Source organism: Elusimicrobiota bacterium (assembly GCA_026388095.1).
Lineage (GTDB): Bacteria > Elusimicrobiota > Elusimicrobia > UBA1565 > UBA9628 > UBA9628.
The window spans coordinates 16,202-29,174 of the sequence record JAPLKL010000019.1 but is presented as its reverse complement, the minus strand read 5'-3'; the positions used below and the strand labels follow the sequence as shown (position 1 = coordinate 29,174).

Annotated in this window: 19 protein-coding genes and 1 tRNA gene; 4 read left to right on the top strand and 16 right to left on the bottom strand. The window is 63.9% G+C overall.

The window, feature by feature from the left end; genetic code table 11:
• From NTY77_05495 to NTY77_05425, 15 genes are all read right to left on the bottom strand, one after another.
• The coding region (locus NTY77_05495) for a DUF4116 domain-containing protein (protein ID MCX5794927.1) at positions 1-251 on the bottom strand (251 nt) is incomplete at its 3' end.
• Positions 248-1,648 (bottom strand): DEAD/DEAH box helicase, encoded by a 1,401-nt coding sequence (locus NTY77_05490; GenBank protein ID MCX5794926.1) that lies wholly within the window; start codon positions 1,646-1,648, stop codon positions 248-250. The genes NTY77_05490 and NTY77_05495, both read right to left, overlap by 4 nt.
• Positions 1,641-1,931 carry a hypothetical protein gene (locus tag NTY77_05485; GenBank protein MCX5794925.1) on the bottom strand — a complete coding sequence of 97 codons (291 nt, stop codon included), beginning with the start codon at positions 1,929-1,931 and terminating at the stop codon, positions 1,641-1,643. The genes NTY77_05490 and NTY77_05485 overlap by 8 nt, the downstream gene beginning before the upstream one ends.
• Positions 1,932-1,984: 53 nt before the next feature.
• Positions 1,985-3,472: an AAA family ATPase gene (locus NTY77_05480; GenBank protein ID MCX5794924.1), complete on the bottom strand. Its 1,488-nt coding sequence runs from the start codon at positions 3,470-3,472 to the stop codon at positions 1,985-1,987.
• 4 nt (positions 3,473-3,476) lie between these two features.
• Entirely contained in the window at positions 3,477-4,343 is an 867-nt protein-coding gene (locus NTY77_05475) for a PD-(D/E)XK nuclease family protein (GenBank protein MCX5794923.1), read from the bottom strand.
• A gap of 1 nt (position 4,344) precedes the next feature.
• A complete protein-coding gene (locus NTY77_05470; protein ID MCX5794922.1) occupies positions 4,345-5,253 on the bottom strand; it encodes a hypothetical protein in 909 nt (302 codons plus the stop codon).
• A 77-nt stretch (positions 5,254-5,330) separates the two neighbouring features.
• Entirely contained in the window at positions 5,331-5,660 is a 330-nt protein-coding gene (locus NTY77_05465; GenBank protein MCX5794921.1) for a hypothetical protein, read from the bottom strand.
• A 526-nt stretch (positions 5,661-6,186) separates the two neighbouring features.
• On the bottom strand, positions 6,187-6,381 hold the full coding sequence (locus NTY77_05460; protein MCX5794920.1) for a hypothetical protein: 195 nt from the start codon (positions 6,379-6,381) through the stop codon (positions 6,187-6,189).
• Positions 6,378-6,704 carry a hypothetical protein gene (locus NTY77_05455; GenBank protein ID MCX5794919.1) on the bottom strand — a complete coding sequence of 109 codons (327 nt, stop codon included), beginning with the start codon at positions 6,702-6,704 and terminating at the stop codon, positions 6,378-6,380. The genes NTY77_05460 and NTY77_05455 overlap by 4 nt, the downstream gene beginning before the upstream one ends.
• A complete protein-coding gene (locus NTY77_05450; GenBank protein ID MCX5794918.1) occupies positions 6,682-6,828 on the bottom strand; it encodes a hypothetical protein in 147 nt (48 codons plus the stop codon). Before NTY77_05450 ends, NTY77_05455 begins: the two co-directional genes overlap by 23 nt.
• Positions 6,825-7,007 carry a hypothetical protein gene (locus tag NTY77_05445; GenBank protein MCX5794917.1) on the bottom strand — a complete coding sequence of 61 codons (183 nt, stop codon included), beginning with the start codon at positions 7,005-7,007 and terminating at the stop codon, positions 6,825-6,827. The genes NTY77_05450 and NTY77_05445 overlap by 4 nt, the downstream gene beginning before the upstream one ends.
• Positions 7,004-7,276, bottom strand: a complete 273-nt coding sequence (locus NTY77_05440; protein MCX5794916.1) for a hypothetical protein — start codon at positions 7,274-7,276, stop codon at positions 7,004-7,006. Before NTY77_05440 ends, NTY77_05445 begins: the two co-directional genes overlap by 4 nt.
• Positions 7,273-7,521 carry a hypothetical protein gene (locus NTY77_05435; protein ID MCX5794915.1) on the bottom strand — a complete coding sequence of 83 codons (249 nt, stop codon included), beginning with the start codon at positions 7,519-7,521 and terminating at the stop codon, positions 7,273-7,275. Before NTY77_05435 ends, NTY77_05440 begins: the two co-directional genes overlap by 4 nt.
• Positions 7,518-7,823, bottom strand: a complete 306-nt coding sequence (locus NTY77_05430; protein ID MCX5794914.1) for a hypothetical protein — start codon at positions 7,821-7,823, stop codon at positions 7,518-7,520. The genes NTY77_05435 and NTY77_05430 overlap by 4 nt, the downstream gene beginning before the upstream one ends.
• Positions 7,820-8,128: a helix-turn-helix transcriptional regulator gene (locus NTY77_05425; GenBank protein ID MCX5794913.1), complete on the bottom strand. Its 309-nt coding sequence runs from the start codon at positions 8,126-8,128 to the stop codon at positions 7,820-7,822. Before NTY77_05425 ends, NTY77_05430 begins: the two co-directional genes overlap by 4 nt.
• A gap of 1,023 nt (positions 8,129-9,151) precedes the next feature.
• Here NTY77_05425 and NTY77_05420 point away from each other — a divergent pair.
• Both NTY77_05420 and NTY77_05415 read left to right on the top strand, forming a co-directional pair.
• Entirely contained in the window at positions 9,152-9,679 is a 528-nt protein-coding gene (locus tag NTY77_05420; GenBank protein ID MCX5794912.1) for a hypothetical protein, read from the top strand.
• Positions 9,679-10,884: a phage integrase SAM-like domain-containing protein gene (locus tag NTY77_05415; GenBank protein ID MCX5794911.1), complete on the top strand. Its 1,206-nt coding sequence runs from the start codon at positions 9,679-9,681 to the stop codon at positions 10,882-10,884. Before NTY77_05420 ends, NTY77_05415 begins: the two co-directional genes overlap by 1 nt.
• A gap of 4 nt (positions 10,885-10,888) precedes the next feature.
• On the opposite strand, the gene NTY77_05410 is transcribed toward NTY77_05415, so the two are convergent.
• Positions 10,889-10,964: transfer RNA gene (locus NTY77_05410), tRNA-Ala, on the bottom strand.
• Positions 10,965-11,279: 315 nt separating this feature from the next.
• Here NTY77_05410 and NTY77_05405 point away from each other — a divergent pair.
• Positions 11,280-11,906: a DUF6088 family protein gene (locus NTY77_05405; protein ID MCX5794910.1), complete on the top strand. Its 627-nt coding sequence runs from the start codon at positions 11,280-11,282 to the stop codon at positions 11,904-11,906.
• Positions 11,906-12,937, top strand: coding sequence for a nucleotidyl transferase AbiEii/AbiGii toxin family protein (locus tag NTY77_05400; GenBank protein MCX5794909.1), 1,032 nt, complete (start codon positions 11,906-11,908; stop codon positions 12,935-12,937). Before NTY77_05405 ends, NTY77_05400 begins: the two co-directional genes overlap by 1 nt.
• Positions 12,938-12,973: the final 36 nt, after the last annotated feature.

The following is a 12,973-nucleotide window of genomic DNA, read 5'->3' as shown; positions in this document are numbered from 1 at the left end:
GCCGTCTGCTCCTTCACGTACATGAGCGCGTCGCCGTCCTGGCGCACGGCCTCCAGGCAGACCTCGGCCGTCTGCTCCTTCACGTACCTGAGCGCGTCGCCGTCCTGGCGCACGGCCTCCAGTGCTTCTTTGCCGGTCAGCGTCCGCTTGACCGTCAAAGACTCCCACTGCTCTCGGTAGACCAAGAGTCCCGTCTTCTTCACTGTCGTCGTTTCCTGCTTCTTCATGCTCCTCCGTGCTTGTTTTTTCACGCATTCCTCCCTATCTGTTGGGTCCTCGTCTGCCGCAGCTGCCACTGGATCCAGGCCCAGCCGGGTTTGTAGCCGAGTTCGAGGCCGATCTGCTGCATCTCCGCCAGGCTAGCGGCCTCGCGGATCTTCTTGAACCGCTGCCAGCGCTCGAGGCGGTCCTTCCCGGGGTCCGCCTGCGCGAGCTCGCCGGCGACCTGCTCGACCTCCCGGCCATTTGTGACGTAGACGTGCCCGCACTCCGGACAGCTCAGCGCCGGCTTGTGGCAGGCGTAGCAGCTCGGGCACTGCCGCACCGAGATCCCGGCGCCGGCGTCGCCCTTCTCGCGGCCGCGCCCGGTGGTGAGCTCCCAATTGCGCGGGTCGTCCGGCCAGCCGTGCCGCCAGAGGTTGCCGGCGTGGTCCAGGATGATGGCCCGGTCCTTCCCCGGCGCCGGGCGCAGGGCGCGGCCAACCTGCTGGATGTAGAGGGCCTCGCTCTGGGTCGGGCGCAGGGAGATCGCAGCGGTCACGCGCGGGCAGTCGAACCCCTCGCTGATGAGGTCGCAGCTGGAAACTCCCAGCAGCCGGCCGTCCGCGAGGCCTTCGAGCGCGCGTTCCACCTCGTCTGGGCGCATGCGGCCGCTGATGGCCGCTGTGGAGATCCCAGCCGCGTTGAAGTCCGCGGCGACGTCCTCCGCGTGTTGGATGCTCACGCAGAAGACGACGAAGGGGACTCCCGGGCAGATCTTCCGATAGTGGGCCACGGCGTCTCCGGTGACGACGGGCTTGTCCATCACCTGGGTGAGCTCGCGCTTGTCGTAGTCGCTGCCGCGGACCTTGAGGCGGGACAGGTCCGGCCGGCTCGATGGCGCGTAGACGACCGGCGGGACCAAGTAGCCCAGCTCGATGAGCTCGACCGTGCTGGGTCCGACGACCATCTTTTGGAAGACGTCGCCCAGGCCGCGGCCGTCGTGCCGGCGGGGAGTGGCCGTGACGCCAAGCACCCGGGCCTCGCGGTAAGACTCGAGGACCTTCCGCCAGCTGCCGGCCACAGCGTGATGGGCCTCGTCGATGATGAGGAAGTCGAACTCGTGCCGGGTGAGCCGGCGCACCAAGGTCTGAACGCTGGCCACGTGGACCAGGTCTGCGGTGGGGGAGTGCCCGGGGGCGATGATGCCGTGCGGGACGCCGGCGAAGGTCAGCGCCTGGCTGGCCTGGCGCAGCAGGGTGTCGCGGTGGACTACGATGCAGGTCCTGGTCCGGCGCTCGGCAGCGTTGTGGGCTATGTAGCTGAAGACGACGGTCTTGCCGCTCCCGGTCGGGGAGACGTACAGGACGGATTGCGCCCCGTCGTTGAACGCCGTGCGGATCCCCTCCACGCCAAGGGGGCCGGCCTGGTAGCCCCGGAGGTTAACCACCGCGACGCTCCAGTTCGGTGAGCTCGTGGTAGCCGGTCCCTAGGTGCGCGCGGGGATTCTTGAAGATGGCGGCCAGGTCCTGCAGACTGCAGCCCCTGCGGAAGAGCTGGGTCTTCCCCTGCTTGGGGTGATTGATGGCTGTCCCGACGGTCATAGTGCTGTAGTAGACGTTGATTTGTACGCCCGGCTTCACGAAGATGAGGAGGAAGATATTCTCCTGGTGCTGCTCCATTCTGTAGCCGTGCTTGTTGGCCAACAGCCATATCTCCCGCTTGATGTTCACCGATTCTCACAGCCCGGGTCTGCTGCCCGCCCGGGCTCGGGCTGGGGGTACTGCTAGAACTCGTCCGAGACCGAGGCCTTGGAGGCCGCCGGCGCCGGCTTGGACTTCGGGGCGGCCGCCGCGGGCTTCGCGGCGGGTGCGGCCGAGGCCTTCGCGGGCAGCGGGGCGCCCTTAACCAGGCCGTCCTCGAGCACGAAGCCGACCTTGCCGGAGCCGTCGACGCGCTCGACCCAGACCTGGTAGTCCTTGTCTTTCGCCATCTCGCCTAGCAGCTTGAGGGAGTCCTCGTCCAGCAGCGAGCCGTCGCGGACTCGGATGACGCGCAGCTTCGGGTTGAGCGCCATAGCGATGGCGATGCTGACGCGCAATTGCTCGGCGTCGCTGGCCTGGTCGAACGGCAGGCCGCCCATGGTCACCAGGCCGTCGCCCAGGCCGAGGACCGGGACGGGGAGCTTGGCCGCGGCGATCGCCTGGGCCTTCTTGTCCTCGCGCGACTTCATGCCGGCGGTGATCTGCTCGGACTGCTTCTCGGCCTCCTCGGCCACCTGCAGGAAGGCGAGCTTGCGCTGACGCTGCCCGATCTCCTCGTTGGCGGTGCGGGCCTGCTCGATCTTCTTGCGCAGATCGGCCACGTCCCGGGGCTCGGGCAGGGCCGGGGCGTCCTGCAGCTTCCGCTCGGTCGTGTTGGCCTCCGTCTTCAGGTTGTCGCACTCGCCCAGGGCTGCGGAACGGATATCCGCCGTTCGCTTCTCGGCGGCCGTCATGGCTTCCTGCGCGCGGCGCAGGGCCTCTTTGGCGTCGTTGACGATCTCCGCGGCGCGCTGATCCGCGTCTGCCAGCTTGGCCTCGGCGTTGCGGCGCAGCTGCTCTATCTGCTTGGCGGCCCGCTCCCGGTTGCCGCGTCTGGTCTCGATGTCCGAGTTGTACTTCGCGGCGCTCTCCATTTGCTCGATGAGCTCCGTGTCGTTGACCGGCCGCGTAGGGCCCTGGGGCAGCACGTCGATGAGCGCGGCTGCGGCCCGGGCGTCCTTCGCCTTCCGGTTGACCTCGGTGCGCCTCTCGTAGTCGGCCTGGCTTTCGTCGGCCAGTTTGTCGAAGTCCACGCCCGGGACGAGGCGCTTGAGCGTGTCGTACTGGCCCTTCGGGTCCATCCTTGAGAACGCCAGGGGGTCGAAGGTCAGCTGGCCGAGCAGTTGGTCCAGCATGGTCTGCGGGCTGGGGAAGCGCGAGCCGTCGGCGCTCTCCACCTTGATGGACGTGGTGACGTCGCCGGCCTTGTCCTTCTTGAAGGTCCGCGTCACCACGATCTCCTGCAGGTCCAGCCGGATGCGGGCCTCGGACTGGCCCTCGCGGATGGGCTTGCCCTGGATGACGTCTTTGCCGGCCAGGCACCACCAGATGGAGTCGAGCACGGACGTCTTGCCGTTTCCGTTCTTGCCGGTGATCTGGACCAGGTTGCCGTCCGGTCGGATCTCCACGGCCACGAGCTTCTTGATGTTCTCGGCCTGCAGGGCGATGATCTTGAGGGGCTTGTCTCCCATGGGGTTACTCTCCCGCCGCGGCGGCCGCGGCCTTCCTTTCGCTGTTAACGAAACTGCATGAAGTCCAGTACCCGCACCACTTCGGCGAGCACCACCAGGCTCCCGGCATGGCCGGCACGAAGACCTGCTTCTCGATGCCGGCGAGCACGGCGTTCATCCGGCTGATGCAGGGGACGAAGTCGGCCTTGTCCCTGGTCGTGGTCACCAGCACCCGCTTCGGGGTTTTGTTAGTGACGAGCTGCTCGACGTTGATGAACGCCGGAGGCTGGCGGTACTTGGCCCGAAAGGTCAGGGCGTAGATCGTCAGGCCGGTGGCGGCGTCCCAGTGGGACTGGGGTTTGGACTTGCCCGACTTGTAGTCGACCAGGCCGAACCTCTCCTTGGGCTGGTTGATCTGCCAGGCGACGACGTCCAAGATGCCCAGGATGTCCCTGGGCGAGCTGGGGAGTTCGATGAGTTGCCGTTCCTCGACCGCGATGGGCTGGTAGACCGGCAGGACCTCGTCAGCGAGGAGACCGGCGAGCCTGACCACCTCGTCGAGTCCCTCGCCCAGAATGATGTCCTTGCCCCGCGCTGCGTCCTCCTCGCACAGGTAGATGCCGTCGGCCTTGACCTGCGCGTTGAACTCCGCGGCCGCGCGGTCCACGATCTCCTGCCGGGGCAGGTCCTTGAGGGTCTCCATCTTTTGCCGGAAGTCGTACTCCGCTCCGCTGTGGATGGCCTTGCCGCGGATCAGGGCCACTCCCGGCGGGATGACGTCCTTCTCGATGTAACGCCGCCGGTACTGCTCGCCGCACTTGGTGAACATGTCCACCTGCGTGGCGCTGATGTGGGGCTTCTTGACGGTTGCTGCGGGGGTCGTGGTCTCCATATTAGAACTCGCTCCCCGCGGCCGACGCCTGCTCCGCTCCCATCACGTCCTCGAGCTTGACCGCGCCGCCTTGCCCGCTTGGCTTGGACGCCGGCGCCGCGAAGACCTCCTCGCCTTGGACCTGCTTGTCCCGGATCGCGTTGTAGATCCCGCGCATCGTGGCCAGGACTTCCTCGGGCTTCACCGCGGCGTCGAACTTCGACTTCACGTAAGCCTGGACGCGGTCCTCGGTGATGCCGAAGCCGGCGAAGGCCTTGCATACCGCCTGCAGGCGCTCGGCCACCGTCTTCTCGGGCTTGGTCCCCGCCGCGGCGGTCGCACCGCCCGCGGGAGCTCCAGCGGCCGCCAGCTGCCGAGCGCGCCGGTAGTAGCGGGTCTTGAACCACTCGGGGATGCCCTTGAGGGCGGAGTTGCGCTCCGCCTTCGCGCAGCCGGCCTGGATGGCCTTGTTGAGCGCGTCGACTCGGAGCGGTACCGGGATCTTCGACTTGCGCGGGATGTAGGTCTTCGGGACGCGCACCGTGCTGCGGAAGAAGGTGTTCGTCTCGAAGTCGGCGAACACTCCCTCGACCTCCACAGCGCTGTCCGTCTCCCCCACGATTCTCGATGCTGAGGCGCAGTTCCCCCAGAGGCGCTGGATGGATCGGCTGGAGACGACGCTCAGGCCGGTAATGAACTTCGGCTTGCTGTCCCCCCCCTCGTCGTCGTCCCTGCTGTTGACCGGGATCTCGTAGTAGGCGTCCTCCGCGAACTCCGGGTCCATCTCGAGCTCCGTGATGGCCGATTCGAATACGGCCTTCGGGTTGCGCGGCTGCGCGATCGCCATCTGCCTCTGCCCGGAGATCTCGATGGCCAGGGCGTGGCTCGAATCGACGAGCTCTGCTTCTCGTTCCTGCGGTTGCTGCTCCATGCGTTCCTCCTCCTTTTGCTTCGACGGCTATGGCTGCACCTGAAAGCTGCCGGCGGGGTCGCCCCCGCCGGGATCCCCTAGAAGGGGCACTCCTCGACGGTATCCGGGATGTCCTCGTTGGCGCTCTTGTGCGCCGGCGGGTTCTTCATGATCTCGGAGATTTCCTTGAGCTTGGGGTAGATGGCTTTGAGGTCGTTGAGCCTGAACCCCTCGCACTTTCCCATCCGCTCCACCGGCTCCACGCCCTCCTCCTCGTACATGAAGAAGTTGCGCTTTTCGAGCACGATGCTCTTCGGCTCGTCGTCCACGATCCAGCGCACGACGCGGATCTTCGTCCGGTTGCCCCGGTCGTTGACCCCCGTGTCCTTGATGACCATCAACTCCTGTCCGACGATTTCTGCGGGCATTGATACCTCCTATATGGTGATGAAGCGGGCCGGGGTGCACGTGGACTGCCCCGGCAGGGGGTGAATGAGCAGGGAGATCAATCCCCCTCCACGCCCTTCGGACCGCTCCTGGATGGTGCCGGCAGGGCGCTGGTCCCTGTCGGCGAGAATGGCCGCGCGCATGGGCCGGTGGTTTATTTGCCTTGTGGGGCCATGTATCCCATGATTAGCTGCCAGGCCATTGCAGCCGGACGACTCGCGCGGCATATTCTGGCCGTCACTCGCCAAGAGCGATGACGGCCCAAAGGAGGCGCCGGGCCTGGAGTTCCCGCTGCATTCGGGATTTGTGCGGCCCGGCGCCGAAATCATATCGTGCCTCTATGCGACCGCAGGCAGCGCCCGCAGCAATTCTTCGGGTCAGGGCGCTCCGTCTCCGAGTATAGAAAGGATTCGGAGCTCGTTCCGCAAATTGCCTTATTCCCGCTTCCGGGGTAAAAGTGCAGCTTGTTCTGAGGCCCCCGCATTCCCCACACTCCGGCGTTTCGTTTCATCGCAGCACTCCCTCCAGCCACCGCATGAAGAAATCAGACAGCGCCATGCCCAGGCCGAGCGCGCAGGCCGCGAGGAAGAACGGCAGGATGATGTCGCAGTTCAGCGCCGCCGCCGCCGCGCGCGGCTCCAGGTCGGGGCCGTACTCGGCCTCCAGGAGGGCGGCCTGGTCGCGGATCTCTGCCGGGGTCATATCATCCCCCACCTGTCTGACCCGTAGACCGGCCGGCCCAGCGGACGCTCGGGTGTGTGGCAGAGGGCCCCTCCGAACCGCTCCGCGCCGGGGCAGGCGTGGCCCCGGCGCTCGGTTCGCGTTTCCTGGTCCTGGATCCCGACCACCGGGACAACCCGGTACCCGACCTCGCGCCAGGTCCGGCCCGGGATGTGCGGCAGCGCCGGTGCCGCGCGCAGCGGGTCGCTGAACATGCGCGCTGCGGAGACCTCGGCCGCGCGCTCGGTCATGTAGACCGTTCGGCTGCAGACTGGGGTTCCGTCAGGGTAGGCAATGGCGAACATCTGAGCCCTCCTGATTGCGGCGCCAGGTCTGGCGCTCTACCTCGGCGTGCTCCTGCGCGGTCAGCCAGGCGAAGTACTCGGACGGGTTGTCGCGGTGGGGGTTCCAGACGCGAGGAGTAATCACGGCTGGGCCTCCTTCGGGCAGTCGCAGGCGCGCAGCCGCCAACTGGCCCCGGTAGCCCTGTCCACGCCGCGGTGGTCCTTGCCGTCGTAGACTAGCCGGACGTGCTCCGTCTCGTCCAGGACCTTCGATGGGAGATCCACGGATGTCCTGTGCGGGTCGTCCTGGTGGATTGAGGTCATACCAAAACCTCCGAGAGGACCGCGTCCTCGATGGTCAGCGCGGGCTTGACGAGCGGGACCGGGACCGATGCGGCGGGCACGTCGTCCTGGGGCCAGAAGGGCCAGCGCGCGCGCCGCCGGGCGTCAGCCTCAGCCAGTGCCTCCTGGTGCACACCGCCGATGTAGTGCGCGGCGCAGAAGAGGGCGCCGTTGACCGTGCCCCGCAGGCAGCGGCGCGCCGGGTCGAAGTCTCCGGCCAGGTTGTATTGGCAGACGCAGTTTCTGCTCATGACGCGCCCCCTGCCTTAGCGATGGCAGAGCGGAGGGTATCCAGAACTCCACCTTTGCCTGCGTACTTCCCACCGCGTTCCGTCAGGTCTACTTCCGCCATCTTGCATGCCGCCAGCAGGTCCTTGCGCGCGTCGTGCATAGCCAGGTCCGCCGGCCCCTTGCACTCCGGGCAGAGCACTAGAACGGTGACCGCGCCGACTCCTCCGCAGTTGCAGCACGTCTTTTTCTTCTCCTTGGTCTTCATGCAGTTCCCCTCCCCATTCCCGCCGTCTCAGCGCCACCTTTCCTTAATGTGCTCGGCAAAAAAGAAGAAGCGCCCTGCTCTGCCGACCACGGGAGCCGACGCCGGCCGTCCGCCAGCTGCCGGATCTCGGACGCCGACCGGATGGTGATGTGCTGCTCCAAGGCGTCGATGACGCTCTTCTCGAAGGTGTAGCAGCGCGGGCCGGCGTAGCAGCGCGGAACTTTGTAGAGCTCTATCACCTTCCAGAACTGGCAGGGCTTGAGGCCCAGCTGCAGGCGCGCCGCCTTGGAGGATATCTTCATGCCGCCTCTGGGTGCGGCCCAAGGATCAGGTCAACAACCTCTCGCGTGACCCAAGTCCTGGCGTCGTATGGCGTGGAGTGGAATCCACCGTTCTCCAGGATTAGAGTCTTCTCGCTGTCCGGAGCGTGCTTGGCTTCCTCGATGTGTTTGTAGGCATCCAGGTCAAGCCCGAACCTTCGGGCCATGGCCGCCTGGGTGATTTTTAGCGCCCGTCGGAAGAGACGGAGCTTTATCCCTAGGAGTAGGTAGAGGTCACTCTTCATGGTCTCCCCACAAAAACCTTCGGGCTTGCGGACGTTGGACATGGAGGGCATCCTTTATAGCGGCCGGGGGATTGCGCGGCGGGTCTGGAAGTGGTAAAAAAGTGGGCTCGCTGACAGGTCCCCGCCAAGAGACCACAGGTAGGAACTACGTCGCCTGCTGTCAGCGAGCCGGAATCGTGAATGAGATCATCATCAGTCGATTGGCTCATCGGTCCTCTTGGCGGGGCATTGCATGACTATGGTTCATTATACACCGCTATGGTTCACAAGTCAAGAGGAATATTTTGAAGAGATATAGACGTCCATCTTCCGACGAGAAACGGAAACGATTCACCATCGAGTTGCCGGAACCACTCCACGCTGCTGTCAAAAATTACGGAGCAGAAAATCTCCATAGCGTAGCAACGGAATGCAGCCTCTTGATTAGAGAGGCCATGATTGCGCGCGGCCTTTGGCGGGAAGAAGAAAAAAAAATCATCCGACCCGGACACCCAGGAGAATCGCGCCCTGTTAAACCGCCTGTGGGAGGACATCACCCACGAGCAATAGTCGAAGACAAGTGAATCCAGACGATAAAGAGGTTAGAGCGCATAGCAGTGTCTGGGACGGCGTCAAGCTCGGATGCGGAATGTTTATCGTTCTTCCAATTCTTATCATGCTAGGTACAATTCTAGGCGGAGCAGTGCTCTGGGTCCTCGCCCATAACTATGCCGAGAGCACGTCCCCGATTGTGGCCCCGACGATCACGAACCCAGTCCCGGAGACGCCGATCCCGTCTCGCAGCAAACCGATGAAAAAAAGGGCACCAAGCACGGACACTGTGCTTCCCGTCATTTTCTCAAAGACCATTCGCGGAGATGGGATGACGACCACGAAACCTTTCGCTGTCCCCCCCGACTGGTGGGTTCGATGGGCTCCTACAAAAGGCCACTCTTTCCAAATTGCTTTAAAATCTAGAGATGACCAGCAAATCAAAATAATTGCCGATCAAAGCGGCCATGCTCCTGGAGGCCTAGCCCTGCATGAGGGTGGAGAATATTTTTTAGAAGTCAATGCCATCGGGCCATGGACCATCTGGATATCGACGAGTCCCCCTTGAGAGTCCTCCGCGTCCGTTTTGAGATCGCCAAGTCGCGCTCGTGCCACTGGGCCCGTTTCGTCGATGAGGTCAAGGGCCACCCGAGCTACAAGGTCCGTCCCGCACGCGGAAAGAATCCTGAAACGCACGTGCTGACTCTCACCCTCCCAGCCGACATCAGGGATACTTGGCAATCGGTCTGTTGCTGGCGCGGAGTCCGCATCTTCCTGGACAATAAGGAGTTCGACAGGGATGAGTTTGGCACCCTGCTCCACCAGCGGGAAGGTGATTTGTTCTTAGACCGCACCGTCAATATGTGCGACGATGCCGAGGCCAATGTCCGGCGCCGCGGTGGCCGCTGGAAGACAACGAAGGCGGAGCGAGAGCAGCACCGCATCACCATGGAGTGGCTCCGGAAGCAGATGCCGAAGATGATACCCTACGTGCCCCCGCCCCAGAGACCCCCCCACCCTTACAAACGCCGCCAGCACCGCCCAGAAGACCCGGGTCCCTGATGGCGCGCAGCGTCCACCCCTCAGTCTGGCCGGAGAAGCACGTGGCCAAGAACGGCCAGGTGACGTGGCGCATCCGCGCCGAGATCAATGGCCGGCGCCTCCCGGACCTGGAGTCCGGCATCCCCAAGAAGGAGCTGGCGGTCAAGGAGTGCTCCAGGATCCGCACGGAGCTCTGGGCCGGCAAGCTCGATGCCGTACTGCCCAAGGGACGCCACACGGTGGGAGACCTCTGCGACCGCTACCTGACGGAACCGCGGCCGGACAAGAAGGCGAGCAGCCGGGATCTGGACCGCTACGCCCTGCGCCGGCTGAAGAAGCACTTCGGGGAGGACGCCCTTCTGGACAGCCTGACGCCTGAATCCATGCGCGACTTCGAGGGTAAGATGCAGCGTCAGGAAGGCAAGGACCGGAGGGCTGCCAAAGAGAAGAAGCCCCTCTCCGACACCAGCCGGGGCATGTACATGTTCGCCATCCGGGCCGCGGTCAACCGGGCGCGCGAGGTCTACAAGTGGATCAGGACCGACCCCTTCGATGAGGTCCAGATACCCGTCTCCGATTCCAAAGGGCGCCTGGTCCACCTGGACGAGTTCGAGAAGATCCGCCCTTGGGCCCAGGCCGTCGTCCGCAAGGGCTACAGCCTCTGGGACGTCCTGGATGTAGCGCGCCACCAGGGCCTGCGCAGCGGCGCCGTCTGCGCCCTGGACGGCCGTATGGTGGAGCGCAAGACCAAGTACCTGAGCCTGGTCCAGCCCCGACGGCTGGGCATCAACCGGGACGCCGCGCTCAAGGACACCGTGCTCTACGCGCCCATCCACCCAGCGGTCTGGCCCCTCTTTGCGCGCGCTCCGGAGAGCGGCCGGATCTTCGCGGGTTGGACCCGCAACGGGGTCTCCACGGAGCTGCGCAAGATACTGACCAGGCTGGGCATCCCCCGCTTTCGGCCCCACGACATGAAGCACACCTTCGCCACCACGTTCCTGCAGCAGGGCGGTGACATCGCGGACCTAAGCGACATCACGGGAACCAGCGAGCGCACGCTCAAGAAGGTCTACAGCCACCTGGTGCGCCGCGTCCCGGTCGCGGAGATTTCGCGGGTGGACTACCGGAAAGCGGCTTCTGGAGAGTCCCCCTCCCCCGATTCTCCCCCCAAAAGCGAAACCGCCAGCCCCTCTGTCAGGAGCCGGCGGCGTCGTTCCTCGTCTTAGAAACTGGTGGACCTAGTCGGGCTCGAACCGACGACCTCTTGCATGCCATGCAAGCGCTCTCCCAGCTGAGCTATAGGCCCAAAGTACTTATATTTTAAAACAAAAATCGTCTGCGGTCAAGGTCCGGAACTGCCGTGGGACCATTTTGGGACCATGCCTTTCGAAAACTGTCTCGACGAGAGACACCCGCTCGATCACCCTCGACATCCGCGCCAGCAGGCATGCAAGTGCTCAGGCCGGTGGACCTCCTCGTCAACTGCGTGCCGGGTCGACCATCCAATTGTCCCTCTACCCTTACTTACGAATGAGCCTCCAGAAAGTTCCGCGGCAGCGGTCGCATAAGCAGTAATAGCCTATTGATTATGTCAGAAAAAGAGGCTATATTATCTGACATAATGGCTAGACCAAAATCAGACAACAGCACAGCAAAGCGGATTCAACAACGCGTGCGGAAGGCTCCCTCTGATACCGTGTTTTATGCGGGCCAGTTTCTCGATCTCGATACGCGCACGGCCGTGGATCAGGCGCTTTCCAGGTTGGTGAATGAGGGCGCCCTGCGGCGGTTGGCTCGCGGACTTTATCATCAGCCCCGACGGCATCCGATATTAGGCGAAATAGTGCCTTCCGTAGAGGCCGTTGCTGCGGCCTTGGTCAAGCGTGACCGCGTACGGCTGCAACCGTTCGGCGGCTACGCGGCCAATCTGCTCCGACTATCCGAACAGGTCCCCATGCGTGTAGTATTCCTGACCGATGGCAAGCCACGCAAAGTCCGCTTTGGACGGCAGATCATCGAATTGCGCCGGGCTTCGCCACGTATGATGGCTGCTGCGGGACGGATGACCGGCCTCGTGATCGCAGGGCTGCGCTTCATCGGCAAGGCCAATATTTCTTCGGAGAGGGTGGCTCACCTACGCAAATTGCTCTCCCAAAAGGACCGCCGCCGGTTGATTGAGGATATCCTGCTTGCGCCGGCCTGGATGCACCCGTATTTCCGCTCCATCGCCGACGAGGATGAGGTTTAATGAAATCGCTGGCTCGGCTGCCTGCCGAAGAGCGGGCATTGTACTGGCGGACCTACTCGGACCGCAAGGGCGTGCCCACTTTTATCGTGGAAAAGGACTTCTGGGTCTGTTGGTTGCTCGGAAGGATTTTTACGACGCCGCGACTTGGCGCGGATTGCGTCTTCAAAGGAGGCACATCGCTTTCCAAGGTTTTTGGCGCCATCAACCGCTTCTCCGAGGACATTGATCTCGGCCTCAGTCCGACATCGCTGGGCTGGGAAGAATCCGACCTCGATGATGCGCCATCCACCGCACAACGCCAGAAACGCGCGAAACGACTTGGATCCGACTGCGCAAAAGCGGTGACCAGCCGTTTCCTGCCGGAATTAGAGACAGTCGTGAGCTCGTTGCTGGGGCCGCACCCTGGGGGAGGCCGCTGGTTGAATTTCGAACTCGACACCGTGAGCCATTCTCCTGTGATTGTGTTCCCCTACCCACAGGCAGTCCCGCCTGGCTCTTACATCCCCCCCGTCGTGAAGATTGAGTTCGGGTCGCTTACGGACCAGCGGCCAACAGGCACACATTTGATCAAACCGCTCATAGCGGAACTCAGCCAAGAAGGTTTCGCCGATTTGCGTGCCGAGGTAGTCGCGCTGGAGATTGAGCGCACGTTTTGGGAGAAGGCCACCATCCTGCATGCCGAGTATCATCGGCCGGCCGCGCAGCCGATCCGCGACCGCTCCGCGCGGCACTATTCCGACTTCGCGGCCCTGTGGCAGCACCCCGGCAGACGAGCGATGGCAAGCCGTCTGGATTTGCTGGAAAGGGTGCGCGCTCACAAGAGCAAGTTCTTTGGATCAAGCTGGGCGCACTACGAGACCGCCGTTCCAGGCAAATTGCGGCTCATCGCTCCCGACACGCGCCTGGCGGTCCTGCGCCGCGATTATGCGGCGATGGAGCCCATGTTTCTGTCGCCTCCGCCACGCTTCGAGGAAGTAATCGACACTTTGCGCGAGGCCGAACACGCGATCAACACAAACCAAGAGGGATAACCACACGGACAAATCGATGACTTGTTGGGCCCAAAT

What these genes read in the sequence shown, in the direction of transcription:
- NTY77_05435 (MCX5794915.1), bottom strand. Translation starts at nt 7,521, where the DNA reads ATGAAGACCAAGGAGAAGAAAAAGACGTGCTGCAACTGCGGAGGAGTC.
- NTY77_05460 (MCX5794920.1), bottom strand. Translation starts at nt 6,381, where the DNA reads ATGACCCCGGCAGAGATCCGCGACCAGGCCGCCCTCCTGGAGGCCGAG.
- NTY77_05405 (MCX5794910.1), top strand. Translation starts at nt 11,280, where the DNA reads ATGGCTAGACCAAAATCAGACAACAGCACAGCAAAGCGGATTCAACAA.
- NTY77_05415 (MCX5794911.1), top strand. Translation starts at nt 9,679, where the DNA reads ATGGCGCGCAGCGTCCACCCCTCAGTCTGGCCGGAGAAGCACGTGGCC.
- NTY77_05475 (MCX5794923.1), bottom strand. Translation starts at nt 4,343, where the DNA reads ATGGAGACCACGACCCCCGCAGCAACCGTCAAGAAGCCCCACATCAGC.
- NTY77_05480 (MCX5794924.1), bottom strand. Translation starts at nt 3,472, where the DNA reads ATGGGAGACAAGCCCCTCAAGATCATCGCCCTGCAGGCCGAGAACATC.
- NTY77_05440 (MCX5794916.1), bottom strand. Translation starts at nt 7,276, where the DNA reads ATGAGCAGAAACTGCGTCTGCCAATACAACCTGGCCGGAGACTTCGAC.
- NTY77_05430 (MCX5794914.1), bottom strand. Translation starts at nt 7,823, where the DNA reads ATGAAGATATCCTCCAAGGCGGCGCGCCTGCAGCTGGGCCTCAAGCCC.
- NTY77_05445 (MCX5794917.1), bottom strand. Translation starts at nt 7,007, where the DNA reads ATGACCTCAATCCACCAGGACGACCCGCACAGGACATCCGTGGATCTC.
- NTY77_05425 (MCX5794913.1), bottom strand. Translation starts at nt 8,128, where the DNA reads ATGTCCAACGTCCGCAAGCCCGAAGGTTTTTGTGGGGAGACCATGAAG.
- NTY77_05470 (MCX5794922.1), bottom strand. Translation starts at nt 5,253, where the DNA reads ATGGAGCAGCAACCGCAGGAACGAGAAGCAGAGCTCGTCGATTCGAGC.
- NTY77_05465 (MCX5794921.1), bottom strand. Translation starts at nt 5,660, where the DNA reads ATGCCCGCAGAAATCGTCGGACAGGAGTTGATGGTCATCAAGGACACG.
- NTY77_05455 (MCX5794919.1), bottom strand. Translation starts at nt 6,704, where the DNA reads ATGTTCGCCATTGCCTACCCTGACGGAACCCCAGTCTGCAGCCGAACG.
- NTY77_05400 (MCX5794909.1), top strand. Translation starts at nt 11,906, where the DNA reads ATGAAATCGCTGGCTCGGCTGCCTGCCGAAGAGCGGGCATTGTACTGG.
- NTY77_05420 (MCX5794912.1), top strand. Translation starts at nt 9,152, where the DNA reads ATGGACCATCTGGATATCGACGAGTCCCCCTTGAGAGTCCTCCGCGTC.